We start from the raw sequence: 21,076 nt of genomic DNA on the forward strand, positions 1-21,076 counted from the left end.
CCGGGACGACACGCCGGCGTCGTCGTGTGCGGGCGTTCACTCGGCCCGCATGACCGACTCCTCGTGCAGCAGGTCGTCCCGCCGCTCGGGCGTGGCGTGGCGCGGCGGCGGCCCGTCCGAGCCGACCGGGTACTCCTCCAGCGGCACCAGTCCTCGCTCCCAGGCGGACAGGACCGGCTCGACGACCCGCCACGCCTCCTCGGCCTCGTCGCCCCGGATGGACAGGGCGGGGTCGCCGCGCAGGACGTCCAGCAGCAGCCGCCCGTAGGCCGGCAGGTCGGGGGTGTCCATGCGGGCGGTCAGCGAGAGCTGGGTGAGGGTTTCGGGACGGGAGCCGGTCGCGGTCAGGTCCACGCTCAGGCTCTCCGGCTCCAGTCCGAAGCGCAGCACGTTGGGACGGACGTCCTGGTCCTGCCCGAAGGGCAGGTGGGGGACGGAGCGGAAGCGCACGGCGACCTCCTTGCGGTCCGTGCCGAGGGCCTTGCCGCTGCGCAGCCGGAACCGGGTGCCCGCCCAGCGCCAGCTGTCGAGTTCCAGCACGATCTCGGCGAAGGTCTCGGTGCGGCGCCCCGCGTCGACACCCGCTTCGTCGACGTAGGCGGGCACGTCGCGGCCGGCGCCCCGGCCGCCCGAGTAGCGGGCGCGACGGGTGCGCTGTACGACGTCGTAGTCGGTCAGCGGCCGCACCGATCGCAGCACGTCGACCTTGCGGTCGCGCAGGTCCCGCTCCCCGAGGGTGAGCGGTGGCTCCATGGCCACCAGGCACAGCAGCTGCAACAGGTGGTTCTGCACCATGTCCTTCAGCGCGCCCACGTGGTCGTAGTAGCCGGCCCGTCCTTCCAGGGCGAGGGTCTCGTCCCAGACGATCTCGATCTCGGCGATGTGGGTGCTGTTCCAGATCGGTTCGAGCATCCGGTTGGCGAGCCGGCTGCCGAGCACGTTCTGGACGGTCGTCATGGCCAGGAAGTGGTCGACCCGGAACACGGCGCGCTCGGGCACGAGTTCGGACAGCAGCCGGTTGAGTTCCCGTGCGTCGGAGAGGTTCTCCCCGAACGGCTTCTCCAACACGATGCGGCTGCCCCGGGGAAGTCCCGCCCGGTGGAGCGCGGTCACCGTCGCCGGGAAGAGCGCGGGCGGCAGGGCGAGGTAGACGGCCACGGGGTCGTCCCCGGCGACGGCGGCGGCGACGTCCGCGGGGTCGGTGACGTCCGCCCTGCGGTAGTCCGCCGACGCCGTGACGGCGGACCGGGCGGTCGCGGGGAAATCGGTGCCGTGCCGGTCGAGTTGGCCGTCGGCCCACTCGCGGTACCGGGCGTCGTCCCAGTCCTCCCGGCTGGCGGCCCGCAGGCTGAACCGGTCGTCGAGGTGTCCCGCCGCGTAGAGGGCGGCCAGGGCCGGAAGGAGGTATCGGCCGGTGAGGTCGCCCGTGCCCCCGAAGACGACGAGGCGTCGGATGGTCATCGGGAAGCGCCCCTCGCCCGTTCGAGATTGACTCCGCTGGCGATCGTCCCGATGTGGCTGAAGGCCTGGGGTGCGTTGCCCATGAATGCTCCTGTGGTGGGGTCGACCTGCTCCGACAGGAGCCCCAGGGGGCTGGCCCGCGAGCACAGTGACGCGTACAGTTCCTCGGCCTCGTCGAGCCGGCCCTGACCGGTCAGGTTGTCCACCATCCAGAAGCTGCACAGGACGAAGGCGCCCTCGGAGCCGGGGAGGCCGTCGGGGTGGTCGTCGTGCAGATAGCGGTAGAGCAGCCCCTCACCGGCCGAGAGGCGCTCCGCGACGGCCCGGGTGGTCGCCACCATGCGGGGGTGGTCGACCGGTACGACCTGGCGCAGCGGCAGGTTCAGCAGGCTCGCGTCGAGGACGCCGCCGCCGTCCATGTACACGCTGAGCGTCTGCGCGTCCTCGTCCCAGGACCGCTCCAGGATGAGTTCCCGCAACCGGCCCGCCTCACGGCGCCATTGGCCGACGTTGCCGGGCAGGCCGTAGCGCTCCGCGATCTGGGCCGCCCGGTCCAGCGCCACCTGGCACAGGCCGACGGAGTAGGTGAACGGCCGCCCCTCGCCGCGGATCTCCCACAGACCCTGGTCCGGCCGGCGCCAGGTGTGGACGGCCGCGTCGGCGAGCCCGGCCAGGCTGGCCCACATGGCGGGCTGGATCTCTCCTCCCCGGCGCAGCCACTGGTCGGCGCAGTCCAGGATCTCGCCGTACACGTCGTGCTGGCGTTGGTCGGCGGCGCCGTTGCCCCAGCGGACGGGTGCGGAGCCGCGGTAGCCCTCCAGGCCGGCGTCCTCGATCTCCTCCGGCACCCGGTCGCCGTCCAGGGTGTACATGATGCGGGGCCGGCGGCTGCGCTCGAACGCGTCGAGGACCCAGCCGAGGAACGCGTCGGCCTCGCCGCCGAAGCCGATGCGGCGCAGCGCGAAGACCGCGAAGGCGGCGTCCCGGATCCAGGCGTAGCGGTAGTCCCAGTTGCGGACACCGCCGATGGGCGCGGGCAACGACGAGGTGGGTGCGGCGACGAGTGACCCGTTCGCCCAGTCGTCGCAGAGCTTCAACGTGATCGCGGCACGCCGCACGAGGGCTTCCTGCGGGCCGGCGTAGTCGCACGAGCGCATCCACCGCCGCCAGGCGTCGGCCGTCTGGTGGAGCATGGCGTCGGGGTCGAAGCGGTGGTGGCGGTGGAAACGCCCCCAGGACAGCACCAGATCGAGCCGGTCGCCCCGCTCCAGCTCCTGCACGGTCCGCAGGCCGTCCAGGGGGCGGTTGGAGCGCAGGTGGAGGCGCAGCCGCTCGTTGCGGGCGGGCCGTACCTCCAGGCCGCTGTACAGGTGGTGGGCCTGGGCCCCGCCGCGCGGCTCCACCTCCACCCTGAGGCGTACCCGTCCCTCCAGGACCAGCACCGAGCGGACGAGTTCCCGGCGGCCGGACGGCGCGTCGTCGGACAGATCGGCGCCGGAGCGCAGGACCAGCGCGTCCGTGACGCGCACCAGCCCCGTGTCGCTGCGCAACTCCGTGTGCAGTACGCCGGTGTCGGGTTCGTACCGTTGCCGGGCCTCGCGCAGGTTCTCGGGCGTCACGGTGAAGTGTCCGCCACGGGCGTGGTCCAGCAGCGCGCAGAAGACGGGATCGGAGTCGAAGCGGGGCAGGCACATCCACGGGATGGTGCCGTCCAGGCCGACCAGCGCCGCCGTGGTGCCGTCTCCGATCAGACCGAGGTCCTCGAGGGGCAGGTAGCCGTCCGGCCGGCGAATCGGCCGGAACGGCGGGTCGGGATCGTACATACCGTTCGCTCCTCAGCAGCCCACCTGCGCCTGGTGCTCATGATCCAGAGTCGGCCAAGCCGGCGCTGCCCGCAAACCAGGTCACCGGGTCGGCGGCGCATCCGGGGCGTCGGACCGGCCTGATGCCCCGTCCGGGCCCGATACGTCGTCCGAGCCCGATCGCCGAACTGCGCGTACATCGCGGTCGGGGAATACTGGGAGTGATCCTCCGGCCGGGGACCGCGGGTGCCCGCAGGCCGTCCTCCACCGTCGAGCGGAGCAGCGTTCATGGTTGACCAGCGCGAGGAAACGGGCCGCATCGTGGTCGGAGTGGACGGTTCGGACTCGTCGAAAGAGGCCGTCCGCTGGGCCGTCCGCCAGGCTGAGGCCACGGGTGGCGCGGTCGATGCGGTGACCGCGTGGGAGTTCCCGCAGTTCCACGGCGCGCTCGGCTGGCTGCCCCCGTCGAGCAGTGACGAAGCCGCCCTGGAGGCCCGGGCCCGGCAGGAACTCACCCAGACCGTCGACGAGGCGGTGGGTCCGCGGCCCCCGGTGGAGGTGCGTGCAGAGGTGCACTACGGCACCCCGGCCGGGGTGCTGCTGAAGGCGGCCCGGGGAGCGTCCCTGCTCGTGGTCGGGAGCCGGGGCCGCGGAGGCTTCGCCGGGCTGCTGCTGGGATCGGTGGCGCAGCACTGCGTCCAGCACGCACCGTGTCCGGTCCTCGTGGTGCGCGGCGAGGACGGCTGAGGAGCCCGCATGTCACAGACGGAGTCAGCACCGGCCGGGCTGCGCAGCCGGGCCTGGTGGGACAACTCGGCCAACCCGGAGATGACCGCTCTGTATCTCGAGCGGTTCCTGAACTACGGCCTCACGGCGGCGGAGCTCCAGTCGGGACGGCCGATCATCGGCATCGCCCAGACGGGCAACGACCTGGTCCCCTGCAATCGGCACCACCTCGCTCTCGCCGACCGCGTCAAGGACGGCGTCCGGGACGGTGGCGGCATCCCGTTCGAGTTTCCGGTCCATCCGTTGCAGGAGACGGGTAAGCGCCCCACCGCGGCACTGGACCGCAACCTCGCCTATCTCGGACTGGTCGAGGTCCTCCACGGATATCCGCTCGACGGCGTGGTGCTGACGACGGGCTGTGACAAGACCACCCCCGCGTGCCTGATGGCGGCGGCGACGGTGAACCTCCCGGCGATCGTCCTGTCCGGCGGTCCGATGCTCAACGGTTATCACAACGGGATGCGGACGGGCTCGGGACTGGTGATCTGGCAGTCGAAGCGCCTGCTCGCCGGCGGGGAGATCGACTACGACGAGTACATGGCGCGCGTGACCGCCTCCGCGCCCAGCATCGGGCACTGCAACACCATGGGCACCGCGCTGTCGATGAACAGCCTGGCCGAGGCCCTGGGCATGTCCCTACCCGGCTGTGCCGCGATCCCGGCTCCCCTGGCGGAGCGGGCGCAGATGGCCTACGACACGGGCCGCCGGGCGGTGGCCGTGGTGCGTGAGGACCTGACCCCGCGCAAGGTCATGACCCGGGAGGCGTTCGAGAACGCGATCGTCGTCGCCTCGGCCATCGCGGCGTCGACCAACGCCCCCATCCACGTCAACGCCATCGCGCGCCACGTGGGGGTGGACCTGTCCAACCAGGACTGGCAGCGGGTGGGACGGGACATCCCGGTGCTGGTGAACCTCGCCCCGGCCGGCGAGTACCTCGGCGAGGACTTCCACCGCGCCGGCGGCGTTCCGGCGGTCATGCGGTCGTTGCTGGCGGCGGGGCACCTGCACGGTGACACGATGACGGTCTCGGGCACCACCGTGGCCGAGAATCTGGAGGGCGTCCCGTCCGCCGACCCGGCGGTCATCCGCCCCCTCGACGACCCCGTGAGCGCGCGGGGCGGACTCCTCGTGATGAGCGGGAACCTCTTCGACTCCGCGATCATGAAGACATCGGTGATCACCGACGGCTTCCGGTCCCGTCGGCTGCCGGGCCCCGAAGGCTCGTCCGTCTTCGAGTTCCGCGCGATCGTCTTCGACGGTCCCGAGGACTACCACGCCCGCATCGAGGACCCCGCGCTGGACATCGACCAGGACTGCATCCTCGTCATCCGCTACACGGGGCCGGTCGGGTACCCGGGCTCCGCCGAGGTCGTGAACATGGAGCTTCCCGCCTCGCTGAGCCGACGGGGTCTCACCGCGCTGCCCGCACTCGGTGACGGCCGCCAGAGCGGCACGTCGGACGCTCCGTCCATCCTCAACGCCAGTCCCGAGGCGGCGGTGGGAGGCAACCTCGCCATCCTGCGCACCGGTGACCGGATCCGCGTGGACCTGGACCGGGCACGCGTCGACGTCCTCCTGCCGGACGAGGAGATCACCGAGCGGCTGGCCCGGCACGAGCCTCCGGCACTGGAGAACCAGACACCGTGGCAGGAGATCTACCGTGCCACGGTGGGCCAGTTGGACAGCGGCGGCTGCCTCGAACTCGCCGTGTCCTACCAGGATCTCGTCCACACCAAGGGGATTCCGCGTGACTCGCACTGACCCCGGCCGAACGGTTCTGATCGCCGACTCCGACTTCGGCGACGTGGACATCGAACGCTCGATCGTCGAGGGCGCCGGACTCCGGCTCGTCGCCGCGCAGTGCAAGAGCGAGGACGAGGTGATCGAGGCGGGCAGGGAGGCCGCCGGCGTCCTGACCCAGTACGCGCGCGTCGGACCCCGCGCCGTCGACGCGATGCCCCACTGCCGGGTGATCGCCCGCTACGGCACCGGCGTGGACATCGTCGACGTCGACGCCGCGACCCGGCACGGCATCCAGGTCACGAACGCACCCAACGACTGGTGCGCGGACGAGGTCGCCGATCACGCCGTCGCGCTCTGGCTCGCGGCGGCCCGCAAGATCTGCCGCTACGACGGGGCCACGCGACGGGGCGAATGGCACTGGAAGACGGGCAGGCCCGTCCACCGGCTCAGGGGGCAGGTGCTGGGGCTGCTGTCCTTCGGCGCCATCGCGCGGCTCGTCGCCGAGCGGGCCCGGGCGTTCGGCGTCGAGGTGTGGGCGCACGACCCGTTCGTCGACGAGTCCGAGATCCGTGCCGCCCGGGTCCGGCCGGTCTCCTTCGACGACCTGGTGGAGGGTGCGGACCATCTGGTGGTCCAGGCGCCGCTCACTCCGCAGACGCACCACACCTTCGACCGCGCGACGCTCCGCCGGATGAAGCCCACCGCCGTCCTCGTCAACACCGCACGCGGGCCGATCGTGGAGGACGCGGCGCTGTACGAGGCGCTGACCGGAGGGTGGATCGCCGGTGCGGCGCTGGACGACATCGAGGAGGAGCCCGCCAAGCAACGCGACTGGCGGCCGAGCAACCCCCTCTTCGATCTGCCCAACGTCGTCGTCACCCCGCACGCCGCCTACTACTCCGAGGAAGCCATCGGCACGGTACGCACCATCGCGGCGGAAGAGGCCGTACGGGTCCTGACCGGGGAACCCGCGCGGTACCCCGTCAACGAACCGGCCGCCGGCTCCCACCGCGCGGAAGGCGCGTGAGCGGGCCCGCTCCCGGTCAGGAGCGCAGGCGGGTGAGTTCGTCCGCGCGGCGGTGGTCCTTCGGCCGCCCGAGGGCACGGCGCATGCGGATCAGATCGTCGAGTGCGGCGTAGCGGACGGTGAATCCCGACGGGTCCTGTGTGGTCTCGGCCCGGGCCAGGCAGGGCGACACATCCATGTCTCCCCAGGGGAGCACGGGGGTGCACAGGTCCCCACCGGCCCCGGTGACCTCGTATGCCGCCTGTTCGCGGTCCAGGTCCGGCGGTTCGGCGCAGCCGCACGCCGCGAGGGCGGCACGCAGGGCGCGCGCCTCGGCGGGGGTGCCGTCCCACAGCAGGTCCAGGTCCCCGGTCAGTTCGGTGGAGCCGTGCATGATGCCCGCGACCTGGCCGATGACCACCGCGTGGGAGCCGGCGTCGTGGAGTGCCCGGAGGAAGGGGAAGGGGTCGAAGCCGAGCGCCCCGTCCGTGGCGAAGGTGCCCAGCACGTCGTCGGCCTCCTCCGGGCGGCGCCCCACGGGAGCCCGTTCTCGCGTCGCATGCCGGGTCCGGGCGATCGCCCGCCGCAGGCGCAGGGCAGCAGCTGTCTGGCTCATGCGCCCATCCAACACGGTCCGCCTCCGGCCACGACACCGCGGTCGGCGCGTTCCGGGGCGCGCGCCCACCGCACCCCGGGCAGCGGCTCGTGCGGCACACTGCCCGGGGGCGTTCTTCGGGGCGCGACCGGTCAGCGGCCGCTCACTGGGTGTCCCCGTCGGGCAGCGGGTAGGGGAAGCCGGCGGTGACGCCGATCTTGTCGTACTCCATCTTGGAGGCGTCGTACCCGTCCTCCCAGTTGGCGTTCTTGACGTCGTTGCACTGGTAGCTCTGGTACGACTGGTCGGTGGTCTTGCCCACCTCGATGTCCTCGAAGGTGAAGCCGCAGCCGCCGGCGTCCATGTGGATGCCCCGGGTGCCGCTGTCGGGCATCGACTCGTCCGGGATCACGTCGCCGACGACCATCTGGCGGACGTGGTTGTCCATCGGGTACGGCTCGACGTTGTTGACGCCGTAGGTGTAGAAGGCGCCCATGTCGCCGCTGTCCAGGCCGGCTTCGTCGATGCGCAGGTACTCGAAGGTGTTGCCGCGGGCGTAGTTGTCCTTGAGGGCCACTTCCGGCCGGACCTCGAGGCTGATGCCGTAGCGGGCGCTGTGCTTGACGTGGCTGTGGCTGACCGTGTTGTTCCCGGTGTTCATCAGCTCGATGCCGGAGGCGTCGCCGGGGTTCAGCTCACCGTAGTGGGTGATGTAGTTGTTGGTGAGCAGGTGGCCGTTGGAAGTGTTGCCCTCGCCCGGGTAGGGGCCCTCCACCTTGATTCCGTCGGCGCCGATGTTCTCCAGCAGGCTGTCGCGGACGGTCAGGTGGTCGTTGGCGGCGAGCGCGTAGACGGCGTGGTAGCCCGTGTCGGAGATCTTCAGCCGGGACAGGGTGATGTCCTTGCTGTTGGTGACGGAGACGGCGCCGAAGCGGTTGCGCGGCATCTCGATCTGCCGGTCGTACTCCGGGTACGTGTGCACCTCGCCGGAGTCACCGTCACTGATCCAGCCGTTGCGGTACCAGTCGACGAAGTCGGTGTACTGCAGGGCGAGTCCGTCCAGCGTGATGTCCTCGGCCCGCCGGTCCGGTGCGGTCCCGGCCAGGTCGAACAGGGTCTTGACCGTGGGGCGCAGCACGGTGACGTCGTCGATGTCGCCGCGGGGCTTGTAGTAGAGCTGGCCCTTCTTGAAGTCCAGGTAGTACTCGCCGGCCTGGTCCAGGAAGTCGAGCGAGTTCTGGAGGAAGTAGCGCGAGCCGCCGCCGGAGTTGTTGAGCGCGTACCGGGTCCAGTACTTGAGCGTCATCTGGTTCTTGGCGGGGTTCCAGTCCCGGATCGGGACCGTGTCGGTGAACCAGCTCCAGCTGCCGCCGGACCAGACCACCGCCTGGGCGTTGCTGAGGTCCCAGTCCGCTTCCCAGTCACCGGGGTTGGAGTACAGCCACTGGTGGACGGCCTCCTTCTCGGGCTCCGGCAGGGTGGACGTCAGGTACGGGGCCCACTCGTCGTCGGACTTGCGGTTGGGATAGCGGGCGGTGGTGGCGCGGGTGCCGTCCTCGAAGAGGGTGTAGAAGGGGTTGTCGGTGCCGACGTCGGCACGGTAGATGCCGTCCTTGTACTCCTCCCAGCCGGTCACCGGCTCGGCGCCCATCACCCGGGCCTTGCCGGGGCCGTCGTAGGAGCGGTAGACGACCTGGTGGCCGCCGGCGCCCGAGTCGCGGTCGTCGAGTTCGACGGTCCGGTTCACCGGGTAGTCCCCGGCGCGCAGGTTGACGTGGATGTCGCAGCGCATTTTGCCGGGCCGGTTCAGGCCCTTGTCGCGGATGTGGTCGCGGGCCTTCTCGATGGTCTTGAACGGCCTGCTCTCGGTGCCCTTGGCCTTGTCGTTCCCGTCGGGGGACACGAACAGCTCGGTGGCCCTGCAGCCTGCGGCCTGGGCGCTCGCTTCGGGTGTGTCCAGGGTGGCGCCGCCCACCAGCAGGGCGCCGGCCGCGAGCAGCAGGGGAAGTCTTCTGGTCCTTCGTCGTACGGGGCGTACCTGGGTGGTTGGCACGAGGTCTCCTTGCCGCGTGGAGGTGCGTGAGGGTGCGTGATGCCGTTGTCCGGATCGGCGTGCGCCGGACGGGGTGCGTCTTCCGTGCCGTCACGGACGACGGAGCCGACGCGGACGCCGGGGCCGTCGGCACGGAAGTCGGAGCCGCGCGGGCTCGTGGTCCGTCCGGGTGCGGGGGCCGCCCCTGAGGATGCTCGTTCCGGCGGAGCACCCGCACGGCATCGTGTGCTCGACTAGTGGGTCACTGATCGAGCAACGATAGTTAATATGTTCGTGCCGTGGTGCCGTCAATACGCTTGGCTGAACCTGAAATTGATGACCCGAGGAGCGACGGGCTCAGCGGCTCGTGAGTCATAAGTTCACGCATCCCACATCCGGGGCGGGCGGGTGGACGCCGAACACACCCGGCCGCTCACCGAGGACGTGACCCGGCTGCGCCGGGCGGCGGCCAAGGACGACATCGGCGTCTTCCGCGACGCCGACATGTGATTTCACCGCCATGTGCGAAGCGGCCCGCAACGCGGCGCTGATCCGCGCGCTCCGGCGATCCGGAGGTCGCCGGGCCGGTGTTCGCCGACCACGCCGCGGGCTAGGCCGCCCGATACCTGCCGGACCGGTCCGGGCCCGCCACCGGTCTCACCTCACACCGCTCCGCCCATCCTCCGCACGACACCCTTGATGAGCGCGGCGAGCTCCGCCACCCGCTCGGGGGTGGCCTGGGACTTGAGCAGCGAGGAACTGACGGCGAAGGGCCGGTCGCCCCCCGTCGGTCCGGGAACGGCCGCTGCGACGCACACGATGCCCTCGGCGGCCTCCTGGTCGTCGACGGCGTGACCGGCCGTGCGCACGTCGCGCACGTCCCCGAGCAGCGCGTCGAGCGTAGTGAGGGACCACGGTGTGCGCGCCTCGAACGGCTCCCGGGCCGCCAGCAGTTCACGCACCCCGGTGTCGTCCAGGCCGGCCAGCATGGCCTTGCCCAGCGCCGTGCAGGTGACCGGCAGCCTCGCCCCCGCCCGACTGGTGAGGCGCATCAGGACGGTGCCCTCGTGCACCGCCAGATAGACGACGTCCGTGCCGTCCATGGTGGCCAGTTGGAGCGTCTCCTCCCGGTCGCCCAGGCGACTCACCTGCTCCCGGAAGCTGCGCACGGGATCGAAGGCGTCGAGATACGACTGGGCGAGCCGGAGCAGGCCAGGACCGAGGGCGAAGCCGCCGTCCACGGCGTGGACCAGCTCCTGTTCGCGCAGGGCCGCGCAGATGTTGACGACGGACGCGCGCGGTATGCCGCCCGCGGCGGCGGCCAGTTGGGCGGGCGTCAGCGCACGGCCGCGGGCGTCCGCCAGCGCGTCGAGGATCGCGCCCGCCCGCAGCACCGCCGGCGCCGGTGCGGCACTGGCCCATACCGATCCGTCCCGAGTACTCATGGCGCCACACCCTAGTTGTCAGCCTGTTGACAGTAAAGCAATCCATTGACAACAAGCGGTGCCGTACACCGATACTGGGCCCGCAAGCCCCGGAGCGGCGGCGCCGGCGCGGCGCCGACCACGGCGGACGCCCGCGCGCACCGGGAATCGGCACCCCACTCGTCACGGCGACGACCGCCTTCGCCGTCTCCGCGCCCGGCCGGCCGGCACAGACGTGTCCGGCGCGAGCGGCGGCACGGCCGGACCCGGCTCCCGACCAAGGAAAGCGACCCATGAAACTCGTACGGCTCGGAGACCCCGGGCGGGAACGCCCCGCCGTCATCGACGACCGGGGCGTCACCCGGGACCTCTCCTCCCTGACCTCCGACATCGACGGCACCTTCCTCGCGGCGGACGGCATCGCCCGCACCCGTCGGGCCCTGGCCGAGGACGCCCTGCCCCCGCTGCGGACCGAGGGGCTGCGCCTCGGACCGCCCGTCGCGCGGCCCGGCGCGGTGGTCTGCGTCGGCCAGAACTACGCGGCCCACGCGGCGGAGTCCGGCAGCGTGCCGCCCACCCGCCCGGTGATTTTCTTCAAGCCCCCGAACACGGTGGTCGGCCCGAACGACGCGGTGGAGATCCCGCGCGGCTCCGCCAGGACGGACTGGGAGGTCGAACTGGCCGTCGTCATCGGCCGCACGGCGCAGTACCTGGACTCCCCCGAGCAGGCCCTGGAGCACGTGGCCGGCTACGCCGTCTCCAACGACGTCTCCGAGCGCGACTTCCAGCTGGAGCACTCCGGGGGCCAGTGGTCCAAGGGCAAGTCCTGCGCCACGTTCAACCCGCTCGGTCCCTTCCTGGTCCCGGCCGACGAGGTGCCCGACGTCCAGGCTCTGCGGCTGCGGTCGTTCGTGAACGGCGAACCGCGGCAGGACTCGCGCACCGCGGACATGATCTTCTCCGTCGCGCAGATCGTGTACGACCTGAGCCAGTACCTGGTCCTGGACCCGGGGGACGTCATCAACACCGGAACCCCGGAGGGCGTAGCCCTGTCCGGGCGCTTCCCCTACCTGCGGACCGGCGACGTGATGGAGATCGAGATCGAGGGACTGGGGCGTCAGCGCCAGGCACTTGTCGCCGCGCAGACCTCTTCTCAGTCATCACTTGTATGATACGTTACGACTGGATGAGGGCAGGGTTGCGGGACTGATTCCCGACGGCCGCACAACGCCCGTTCCCCTGGCCCGACGGCACGCTCCCCCACCTCCCGCGCCCCCTCGGTTTTCCCTGGCGCGGGGTGGGTGGGCCGGTGGGCGGGACGGCGAGGAGAGCACAAGAGGGGGAGCAGTTGAAGATCACCGGATACCGGAGCCTGACGACCGTGCACCGCTGGGGGCGTCCCGTCGGAGACGCCAACGGCTTCGTCGCACAGGGCGTCACCGAGGTCCCGGTCCTGCTGGTCGAGACCGACGGCGGCCTCACCGGAGTGGGCCTCGGCGCACACGGCGACGCCGAGCGGGTCTTCCCCGCCCTGGACGGTCAGGACCCGCGGGCCGTCTCCTCGCTCTACGACCGGATGCTGGCCCACACCTTCAAGAGCGGCCACGCCGGCACCGCCTTCGGCACCATCGGCGCCTTCGACACGGCGCTGTGGGACCTCAAGGCGAAGATGGCCGGCGAGCCGCTGTGGCGCACCCTCGGCGCGGCGGACCGCTTCGTGCCCGGCTACGCGTCCGGCCTCGACATCGCGCTGGACGAGGAGGAGTTGGTCGCGCTGTACTCCGGCTGGGCCGCACGCGGCTTCACCGGCGCCAAGCTCAAGGGCGGCCTGGACACCGAACGCGACATCGGCAGGCTGCGCGCGGTCGCCGAGGTGCTGCGCGCCAACACCCGCTCCCCCGCCCTGATGCTCGACGTCAACGAGTCCTGGGGCAGGCACCAGGCCGTGCGGCTGCTCGCCCGGATCGAGGACCGCGTCGAACTCGCCTGGATCGAGGAGCCGGTGCGCCGCTGGGACGCGAAGGGACACCGGGCCGTGGGCCGGGCCGCGCGCACCGCCGTCGCCAGCGGCGAGAACCTGACGGGCCTGGAGCAGTTCCGCCCCCTGCTGGCGGCCGACGCACTCCAGGTCGTGCAGACCGCGGGCGTCTGGGGCATCACCCACTTCCTGCGGGTGGCGACCCTCGCCCACGGCCACGACCTCCCGGTCAGCCCGGTCGGCTACCACGCCAACCCGTTGGCGCACGCGGCCGCGGCCGCCCCCAACCACCTGGTCACCGAGGTGCAGGACATCGGCACACCGGCCGGACTGACCGTGGACCAGGCGATCGAGGACGGCGGCATCGTCCTCGGCGACGCGCCGGGGCTCGGCATCACGGTCGACGAGAGCGCGCTCGCCGCCCCGCAGCGGAACGCCGGCTGGGCACGCCCCGACGGGCCGCACGTACGCCCCCGCGATGCCGGCCTGCGGCTGGTGCCCGAGCCCGGCCCCCCGGGTCCGGTCACCCGTGCCCGGGCGGGCACCGCCTCCCTGGGCGTGCCCGGCCCGGCCCACCGTCCCGCGCGCAGCGAGCACACCGAGAGGGAGAACACGCCGTGACGCGACCACGCGCCGTCCTCGCCATGAACCCCCGGCTGGTCCACGCCGTCTTCGACGAGGCCGCCCTGGCCCGGCTGCGCCGCGCCGCCGACATCGACACCGGCCTGGTCCTCGCCGAGCTGGACTCCGCCCGCTCCCGCGACGCCCTGGCCGGTGCCGAGATCCTCGTCGCGGGCTGGGACGCGCCCGTCGTACGGGCCGAGCACCTGCCCCGCACCGAGCGGCTGCGGGCGGTGGTCTACGCGGGCGGGGTCGCCGCGACCTGTCTGGAGGACCCGGCGGCCTTCGCCGCCCGCGGCGTGGTCGCGGCCAACGCCCGGGCCGCCAACTCCGGGCCCGTGGCCGAGTACACCCTCGCCATGATCCTGCTCGCCAACAAGCGCGTCCTCGCCGAGGAGCGCCGCTACCGCGCCTCGCGGACCCTGCCCGACCACTTCGGCGCGTACGCCGGGTGCGGCAACTACCGGCAGACGGTGGGCATCGTGGGCGCCTCCACCGTGGGCCGCGCGGTGCTCGGCCTGTTGCGCCCCTTCGACCTGGACGTCCTGCTGTACGACCCGACGCTCACGACGGAGCGGGCGGCCGCCCTCGGCGCACGGCTGGTGCCGCTCGACGAGCTGATGGCGCACAGCCGGGTGGTGTCCCTGCACCAGCCCCTGACTCCCACGACCCGCGGCCAGATCGACGCGGGACGGCTGGCGCTGATGCCGGACGGCGCGACGCTCGTCAACACCGCGCGCGGTGCCGTCGTCGACCGGGACGCCCTGCTGGCCGAACTGCGCACCGGCCGCATCGACGCCGTCCTCGACGTCACCGACCCCGAGCCGCCGGATCCGGGCAGCGAGCTGTGGACCCTCGACAACGTCGTGCTCACCCCGCACCTGGCGGGTTCGCTCGGCGGGGAGCTGCACCGCATCGGTGACGCCGTCGCCGACGAGGTGGAGCGGTTCGCGACGGGCCGGCCCTTCGCCCACCCGGAGGACCTCGCGGCCTCCGCCCGTACGAGGGTGTGGTGAGGGCGATGCGTTCCCGTACTCTCCTCCGCGGCCCGGAGCTGACCGAACTCGGCTTGGGCGCCGCCCAGTTGGGCAACCTGGCCCGGGAGACCAGCGACCTGGACGCCCAGGGTGCCGTCGACGCGGCCTGGGACAGTGGCGTCCGCTACTTCGACACCGCACCGCACTACGGACTCGGGCTGTCGGAACGCCGCCTCGGCGCCGCCCTCGCCCGGCGCCCGCGGGCCGGGTACACGGTGTCCACCAAAGTGGGCCGCCTGCTGGTGCCCAGCCCCGAGACCGCGCACCGGCAGGACGACGGCGGCTTCGCCGTGCCCGCCGCCTTCCGGCGCGACTGGGACTTCTCCCGGGACGGCATCCTGCGCTCCTTGGAGGGCAGCCTGACCCGGCTCGGGCTCGACCACGTCGACATCGTCTACCTGCACGACCCCGACGAGCACTGGCAGCAGGCCTCCACCACCGGCGTCGACACCCTGGTCGAACTGCGCGACCAGGGGGTGGTGAAGGCGGTGGGCGTGGGCATGAACCAGGCCGCGATGCTCACCGAGTTCGTCCGCCGCTCGGACGTCGACCTGGTCATGGTGGCCGGGCGCCACACCCTGCTCGACCAGTCCGCGCGGGACGAGCTGCTGCCGCTCGCCCTGGAGCGCGGGGTCGGCGTCGTGGCCGCCGCCGTCTACAACTCCGGCCTGCTCGCGGCCGACCGTCCGCCGGCCGACGCCACCTACGACTACCTGCCCGCGTCCCGCGAGCTGATGGCGCGGGCCGGTGCACTCGCGGACGTCTGCGAGCGGCACGGCGTCACACTGCCCGAGGCCGCGATCGCCTATCCGCTGCGGCACCCCGCGGTCGTATCGGTGGTGCTCGGCGCCCGCGACGCGGGGCAGTCCCGCACGAACGCGGCGCGGCTCGCGGCCGGCGTACCGGACGCGCTGTGGACGGAGCTGGCGGAGCTCGGTCTGGTCCCGGACGTCCCCGGCGCGCCGTCCACTCCCGGAGGGCTGTCATGACCGTCGTCGACGCCCATCTGCACGTGTGGGATCCCGAGCAGGCCGCCTACGAGTGGCTGGGGCCCGCGATGGCTCCCGTCGACCGCGCCATGCCGTTCCACGACGCCCTTCCGGCCCTGCGCACGGCCGGGGTCGGCGCGGCCGTCCTCGTCCAGGCGGCCGACAACGACGAGGACACCGACCTCATGCTGGCGACCGCCGCCAGGCACCCGGAGGTCGTCGGCGTCGTCGCCTGGGTCCCGCTGGACGACCCGGGCCGGGCCCGGGCCCGCCTCGCCGTGCTGCGCCGCGACCCGCACGTGGTGGGCGTACGCACCCTGCTCCACGAGCGGTCCGACCCGGACTGGGTCCTCGGCCCCGACGCAGACGCGGGCCTCGCGCTGCTCGCCGAGGCCGGTCTGCCCTTCGACTACTCGACCACGTCGCCCGCCGCGCTGCGCCATCTCCCCGAACTGTCGGCCCGGCACCCCGCCCTGCGCCTGGTCGTCGACCACCTCGGCAAGCCGCCCGTCGGCGGCGGCCGCGAGGACCGCGCCGAGTGGCGCCGCCTGATCGCCGCCGCCGCGAAGCACCCCGGCGTCCACGCGAAGTTCTCCGGCCTCTACTCGGCCTCGGGCGCACTCGACGCCTGGTCCACCGACGAGGTGCGGCCCTTCGTCGAGGACGCGCTGGAACTGTTCGGGCCCGAGCGGCTGATGTACGGCGGCGACTGGCCGATCTCCCTGCTGGCGGGAGGCTACGCGCGCACCTGGGAGGCCATGTGCGAACTCCTCGCCCCGCTCTCCCCCGACGACCGCGCCGCCGTCCTCGGCGGCACCGCCACCCGCTTCTACCGCCTCGACCCCGCCCTGCTGGACGCCGCGCACGACGCGGCCGTGTGATCCGCTCCGGAAGGAACGCCAACGCCATGGAACACCAGACCACGACGCCGGACACGGCCGCGCTGGCCGGCTGGCTGCACAGCTGGGTGACGGACGAAGGAGCGATCAACGGCTTCCACAACCACAGTGTGTGGGGCACCAACCCGGCCACCTTCCTGGACTTCACCAGCGGGCACACCGCGTTCGCGGGTCCGGCCGTCGGCGCCTGGGCCCAGGCCCTGGCCGCGCGGCCGGACGAGCGGGGTGTCGCCCTGCTGCGCCGGCTGCTGCGCTACCAGTCCACGGAGCTGCAGCCCGACGGACAGTACGCGCACATCGGCTTCCAGGTCGGCGAGTCGGCGACCAGCGGCCTCATCCACAACGCCGTCGGCAGCCTCGGCATGCTGCTCGCGGTGCGCCACGCCGGACACCTGCTGCCCGCCGAGGAGGTGGCCGCCGTACTGGCCGCCGTACGGCGCAACCTGGACGCCTGCGAGGTCTACGGCGGCGGGCGTCCCGGCGAGGACGGCACCTGCAACCAGGAGTACGCCCGGGTCTGGGTCAAGCAGCTCTACACGGAGCTGAGCGACGACAAGACCTACGCCGACGACCTGTCCGAGGATCTGGCGGAGTTGATCCGGCTCTTCCACCACCGGGGGGTGCCCGACCCGGAGAGCACCGGCACGTTCCGCACCGTGCGGGACCGCGCCGAGGGCGGCATCCTGGAGCCCGCCGAGTACTACGGGCTCATGATCGTGCCGCTGGTGCTGGGGTACCGGGCGCAGGGCGATCCTGAACTGCTGGCCGAGGCACGGCGGTTGTGCCGGCACGTGGCCCGCTCGGCCTGGACGGACGAGACCGGCGCCGTCCGCTACCACCGCTACTGGTACGTCCAGGGCGAGCGCGCCCTGAAGACGGACACGCCGATGCTCATCGCGGGCATGGGACTGACCCTGTACGGCATCCACGAGGTGCTGGCCGAGGGCCCGGACGCCGAACTGGAGGCGTTCACCGAGGCCTGCCTCGCCACCTACGCCCGTTACCAGACGCCGGCCGGGTACTTCGCCTCCGCGAGCGGCTGGCACAACGAGGCCGACATCGCGCCGAGCACCGCCTGGCACGCGCACGACCTGCTGTTCCTGATGGCCCGGTCCGGTCCGGACGAGGACTTCTGGGACCGGGTGACCGCTCCGCGCGAACGGCAGTCGGTGCTGGTCAGCGATCGCGCGTACTGGGCCGAGTCCGGCGTCCACTGGTCGGTGCGCAGCCCGCTCACCGCGGGCGACCTGCACCTGTACGGGCGCAAGGACCGGGCCGTCTTCGCCCGGGAGTTCTTCGCCTGGACGGACCGCGAGCCGCTTCCCGAGGAGCTGCGTCACCCGGACGTCCCCGAGTTCTTCGTCGCCGACGACGGCATCTACCGCGTCGACCACGGCGAGGCCCCCACCGACATCACCGCCGTCGGCCCCCTGCCCTACCGGGGACGGCTGTGACCACCGAACGACACCGCCGGCTTTCCCCACCGAGGAAAAGAGAGATGACAATGACGTCGACCAACAGAGGGAGCAAGGCGCGCGGTGCCGCGCTTGCCGCCGTGGTTCCACTGCTCCTCGTCGCGGCCTGCTCGTCGGGCTCCGGCTCGGCGGAGGGCGAGGACGGCGAGATCCGGATGATGGTGAACCTCACCGACAACCTCAACCAGGCCTACTGGGAGAAGCTGGTCAAGCCCTTCGAGGACAAGACCGGCCTGAAGGTGAAGATAGAGGGCCCGACCGGCAAGTCCGTCGCCGAGTCCTTCCCGCAGCAACTGGCCGCCGGCACGGCGCCCGACGTCATCCAGTCGATCTTCCCCGACGACGACACGGCGCCCGAACTGATCGACCTCGGCGGCGAGGCCTGGGCCAAGGGCACGCCGATGTTCGACGAGTACGCCATGGGCGACGCGCACTACGCGGTCGGCGTCGGCACCCAGACGCAGTCGCTGGTCTACTACAACAAGACCGCCTTCGAGAAGGCCGGGATCAGCAAGCCGCCCACCACCTGGGACGAGCTGACCAAGGACCTCGGCGACCTCAAGAAGGCCGGCTACACGCCGATGCAGACGGCCGGCGACTTCCAGACCGGCCTCCAGCTCCAGCAGATCTACCATCCCACGCTGAACCAGCTGCACCCGAAGTGGCAGACCGCCGTCTCCGACGACAAGCTCTCGGTCGGCGCCGCGTACGAGCCCGCGTTCCAGATGTACGCCGACTGGATCAAGGCCGGCTACATCGACAAGAGCGACGTCGGACTCAGCCCCTCCCAGGCGGACGGCAACTTCACCGCGGGCAAGGTGGGTCTCTACACCAACGGCAGCTGGTTCGCGGCGAGCCTGGACAAGGCCGGGGACCTGCCCTTCGAGGTGGGCGTGTTCTCCCCGCCGGCCGCGGAGGGCCAGGCGTACCCGGGCCCGCAGGGCGCCACCATGGCCAACCCGTACATGATCCGCAAGGGCATCGGGGACGAGGACGGCGCCAAGCAGCTGGTGGAGTACCTGGTCACCGACGCCAAGGCCGTCGAGGCGCAGCTCGGTTCGGACGGGGTGTTCCGCAAGGGCGCCGAGCCGAAGCAGTCGGGGGTCGACGCGCAGATCCAGGGCATCCTCGACGACGCCCCCGCGCTGGTCGCCGTGGGCGAGGGGCAGGGCAACGTCCGGCTGCCCGTCACCGGCTTCAACCCGAAGTTCACCGAGGTCGCGCAGAGCCTGTACACGGGGGCGGGCCCGGCGGACGCCGCCAAGAGCATCGACCAGTGGGTCGACGAGAACCGCTGACCCATGGAACGGACAACTGTCTCGAAGCCGCGGGCGTGGCGCGACCTGGGCGCCCGCGTCAGCATGGTCGTGCCCGCGGTGCTCGTCTACGTCGCCCTGCTGGTCGTACCGGTGATCTACGCGATCTACTACAGCTTCACCGAGTACAACGGATTCCCCCACCGGGTCCCCGAGTTCATCGGTCTGGACAACTACCGGACCATGTTCGAGTCCGACGACATCACCGGCACCATGGTGGTCACCGCCGTGGTGGCCGTGGTGGGCGCGGTCGCGGTCAATCTGGCCGCGCTGGGGCTCGCGTTGCTGCTGCAGCGCACCAACCGGTTCAATACCTTCGGCCGGGTGGTCATGTTCTACCCGCACGTGCTCAGCGCGCTGGTCGTGGGCTTCCTGTGGCAGGCCATCCTCGGCCCGCAGGGCGTGGTCAACACCATGCTGGAGAAGGTCGGCACCGACAGCCTGCCCTTCCTCAGCGATCCCGACTGGGCCCTGTGGTCGATGATCCTCGTCATCGTCTGGTCGCTCTTCGGCGTCCAGCTGATCCTCTACCTGGCGGGTCTGCAGGCGGTGCCGGCGGATCTGCTGGAGGCGGCGCGGATCGACGGCGCGAGCCGGTGGCAGACCTTCCGTGCCGTCACCTGGCCCTCGCTGGCGTCCACCGTGACGGTCGCCGTCATCACCTCGGGGATCTCCCTGCTCAAGACGTACGACGTGGTCGTGTCGCTGACCGGGGGCGGCCCGGCGGGATCCACCAAGACGCTCGCCTACTCGATCCTCGCAGTCTCCTTCCCGCAGCGGGACATCGGCGTCGCCTCGGCCCAGGCCGTGCTGCTGATCGTCGCCGCCGCGGTCCTGGCCATCACGGTCCTCGTCCTGCGCAGGCGGGCCGAGGACGACGCGGAGTCCATCGGATGAAGAAAACACTCACCTCGGCCGCCACCGTCCGGGTCGCGTTCGTCTCCCTGGTGTCCCTCGGCATGCTCGTGCCGATGTACCTCCTGGTGGTCAACGCCTTCAAGAGCCAGCAGGAGATCCTCGCCAACCCGTTCTCGCCGAGCTTCGGCACGGCGACCTTCCAGTACCTCGCCGACGCCTGGAACAACCCCGACTTCAGCATCCTCAAGGGCTACGGCGTCACCATCGCGCTGGTGCTCTGCGTGAACGCCCTCGCCATGGCGGTGTGCGCGCCCGCGGCGTACGTGCTGGCCCGCACGTCGAAGCCGATCTCGCGGCTGCTGCTGTTCTTCTTCATCGCGGGCATGTTCATCCCCACCCAGGTGATCCTGGTGCCGGTCATCTTCGTGCTGCGGGGGATCGGCCTGATGGGGACGCTGCCGGGGCTCATCCTGTTCATGACGGCGACCACCATCCCGTTCACGCTGTTCGTGTTCTTCGGCTACATCCGGGTGCTGCCCAGGTCGCTGGACGAGGCCGCGGCCATCGACGGGGCCGGCCGGTACCGCACGCTGTGGCGGATCATCCTGCCGTTGATGCGGCCGATCGTCGCCACGGTCTTCATCCTCAACTCGCTCAGCGTCTGGAACGACTTCGCCAGCCCGCAGATGATCCTCGGTCCCGGCAGCGGCGTCTACACCGTCACCACGGGGGTGTACGCGGCCGTCGGCCAGTACTCCACCGACTACACCAAGGTGTTCCCGACCCTGCTGCTCGCGGTGATCCCGATCCTGGTGATCTTCGTCGTGATGCAGCGGCACATCATGAGCGGGCTCGCGGCGGGGGCGGTCAAGGGCTAGGGGGTGTCGTTTGGATCTTGCCGCGGGGCGCGGGGCCTGGCACGCACATCTGCGGCGTTGTCGTCGGTTGCCAGGGCTCCGCCCTGTCGCCCTCCTCCGCCTTGCAGCTGCACGCACCAGACCCCGCTCGGGTCGGCCACTAGGCACCGTTGCCTGGAGCCGGCCTGATCCAAACG

At 71.7% G+C, this 21,076-nt stretch carries 17 protein-coding genes; 12 read left to right on the plus strand and 5 right to left on the minus strand.

The window, feature by feature from the left end:
- Positions 1 to 36: 36 nt before the first annotated feature.
- Together ACZ7MF_RS15890 and ACZ7MF_RS15895 are read right to left on the minus strand one after the other, a co-directional pair.
- A complete protein-coding gene (locus ACZ7MF_RS15890) occupies positions 37 to 1,461 on the minus strand; it encodes a glucose-6-phosphate dehydrogenase (protein ID WP_471477394.1) in 1,425 nt (474 codons plus the stop codon).
- Complete coding sequence (locus ACZ7MF_RS15895) at positions 1,458 to 3,284, minus strand: glycoside hydrolase family 15 protein (protein WP_471477395.1); 1,827 nt, start codon at positions 3,282 to 3,284, stop codon at positions 1,458 to 1,460. Before ACZ7MF_RS15895 ends, ACZ7MF_RS15890 begins: the two co-directional genes overlap by 4 nt.
- A gap of 267 nt (positions 3,285 to 3,551) precedes the next feature.
- Here ACZ7MF_RS15895 and ACZ7MF_RS15900 point away from each other — a divergent pair, with 267 nt between their 5' ends.
- From ACZ7MF_RS15900 to ACZ7MF_RS15910, 3 genes are read left to right on the plus strand one after another with little or no spacing between them, the layout of a single operon-like run.
- Positions 3,552 to 4,010 (plus strand): universal stress protein, encoded by a 459-nt coding sequence (locus ACZ7MF_RS15900; protein WP_471477396.1) that lies wholly within the window; start codon positions 3,552 to 3,554, stop codon positions 4,008 to 4,010.
- Between the two features lie 9 nt (positions 4,011 to 4,019).
- Positions 4,020 to 5,810: an IlvD/Edd family dehydratase gene (locus ACZ7MF_RS15905; RefSeq protein WP_471477397.1), complete on the plus strand. Its 1,791-nt coding sequence runs from the start codon at positions 4,020 to 4,022 to the stop codon at positions 5,808 to 5,810.
- Positions 5,797 to 6,819: a C-terminal binding protein gene (locus tag ACZ7MF_RS15910; RefSeq protein WP_471477398.1), complete on the plus strand. Its 1,023-nt coding sequence runs from the start codon at positions 5,797 to 5,799 to the stop codon at positions 6,817 to 6,819. Before ACZ7MF_RS15905 ends, ACZ7MF_RS15910 begins: the two co-directional genes overlap by 14 nt.
- A gap of 16 nt (positions 6,820 to 6,835) precedes the next feature.
- Here ACZ7MF_RS15910 and ACZ7MF_RS15915 read toward each other — a convergent pair whose 3' ends face one another.
- The 3 genes from ACZ7MF_RS15915 to ACZ7MF_RS15925 all read right to left on the minus strand — a co-directional run bounded on the left by ACZ7MF_RS15915 (position 6,836) and on the right by ACZ7MF_RS15925 (position 10,870).
- Positions 6,836 to 7,414 carry a hypothetical protein gene (locus tag ACZ7MF_RS15915; protein WP_471477399.1) on the minus strand — a complete coding sequence of 193 codons (579 nt, stop codon included), beginning with the start codon at positions 7,412 to 7,414 and terminating at the stop codon, positions 6,836 to 6,838.
- 142 nt (positions 7,415 to 7,556) lie between these two features.
- The gene (locus ACZ7MF_RS15920; RefSeq protein ID WP_471477400.1) at positions 7,557 to 9,446 is read right to left on the minus strand and encodes a right-handed parallel beta-helix repeat-containing protein; all 1,890 of its coding nucleotides are present in this window, start codon (positions 9,444 to 9,446) and stop codon (positions 7,557 to 7,559) included.
- Positions 9,447 to 10,087: 641 nt separating this feature from the next.
- Complete coding sequence (locus ACZ7MF_RS15925) at positions 10,088 to 10,870, minus strand: IclR family transcriptional regulator (protein WP_471477401.1); 783 nt, start codon at positions 10,868 to 10,870, stop codon at positions 10,088 to 10,090.
- Positions 10,871 to 11,142: 272 nt separating this feature from the next.
- Between ACZ7MF_RS15925 and ACZ7MF_RS15930 the strand changes: the two genes are divergently transcribed.
- The 9 genes from ACZ7MF_RS15930 (at position 11,143) to ACZ7MF_RS15970 (ending at position 20,900) form a co-directional block, all read left to right on the plus strand.
- Complete coding sequence (locus ACZ7MF_RS15930; RefSeq protein WP_471477402.1) at positions 11,143 to 12,021, plus strand: fumarylacetoacetate hydrolase family protein; 879 nt, start codon at positions 11,143 to 11,145, stop codon at positions 12,019 to 12,021.
- Positions 12,022 to 12,197: 176 nt separating this feature from the next.
- On the plus strand, positions 12,198 to 13,448 hold the full coding sequence (locus ACZ7MF_RS15935; RefSeq protein ID WP_471477403.1) for a mandelate racemase/muconate lactonizing enzyme family protein: 1,251 nt from the start codon (positions 12,198 to 12,200) through the stop codon (positions 13,446 to 13,448).
- Entirely contained in the window at positions 13,445 to 14,464 is a 1,020-nt protein-coding gene (locus tag ACZ7MF_RS15940) for a hydroxyacid dehydrogenase (RefSeq protein ID WP_471477404.1), read from the plus strand. The genes ACZ7MF_RS15935 and ACZ7MF_RS15940 overlap by 4 nt, the downstream gene beginning before the upstream one ends.
- Before the next feature lie 5 nt (positions 14,465 to 14,469).
- Positions 14,470 to 15,474 (plus strand): aldo/keto reductase, encoded by a 1,005-nt coding sequence (locus tag ACZ7MF_RS15945; RefSeq protein WP_471477405.1) that lies wholly within the window; start codon positions 14,470 to 14,472, stop codon positions 15,472 to 15,474.
- Positions 15,471 to 16,355, plus strand: a complete 885-nt coding sequence (locus ACZ7MF_RS15950) for an amidohydrolase family protein (RefSeq protein ID WP_471477406.1) — start codon at positions 15,471 to 15,473, stop codon at positions 16,353 to 16,355. The genes ACZ7MF_RS15945 and ACZ7MF_RS15950 overlap by 4 nt, the downstream gene beginning before the upstream one ends.
- Positions 16,356 to 16,381: 26 nt before the next feature.
- On the plus strand, positions 16,382 to 17,827 hold the full coding sequence (locus tag ACZ7MF_RS15955) for a hypothetical protein (RefSeq protein ID WP_471477407.1): 1,446 nt from the start codon (positions 16,382 to 16,384) through the stop codon (positions 17,825 to 17,827).
- Between the two features lie 50 nt (positions 17,828 to 17,877).
- Positions 17,878 to 19,146 carry an ABC transporter substrate-binding protein gene (locus ACZ7MF_RS15960; RefSeq protein ID WP_471477408.1) on the plus strand — a complete coding sequence of 423 codons (1,269 nt, stop codon included), beginning with the start codon at positions 17,878 to 17,880 and terminating at the stop codon, positions 19,144 to 19,146.
- A gap of 3 nt (positions 19,147 to 19,149) precedes the next feature.
- Entirely contained in the window at positions 19,150 to 20,061 is a 912-nt protein-coding gene (locus ACZ7MF_RS15965; protein WP_471477409.1) for a carbohydrate ABC transporter permease, read from the plus strand.
- Positions 20,058 to 20,900: a carbohydrate ABC transporter permease gene (locus ACZ7MF_RS15970; RefSeq protein ID WP_189284187.1), complete on the plus strand. Its 843-nt coding sequence runs from the start codon at positions 20,058 to 20,060 to the stop codon at positions 20,898 to 20,900. The genes ACZ7MF_RS15965 and ACZ7MF_RS15970 overlap by 4 nt, the downstream gene beginning before the upstream one ends.
- Positions 20,901 to 21,076 lie beyond the last annotated feature (176 nt).

The sequence above is a fragment of the Streptomyces sp. NPDC111628 genome (assembly GCF_055635195.1).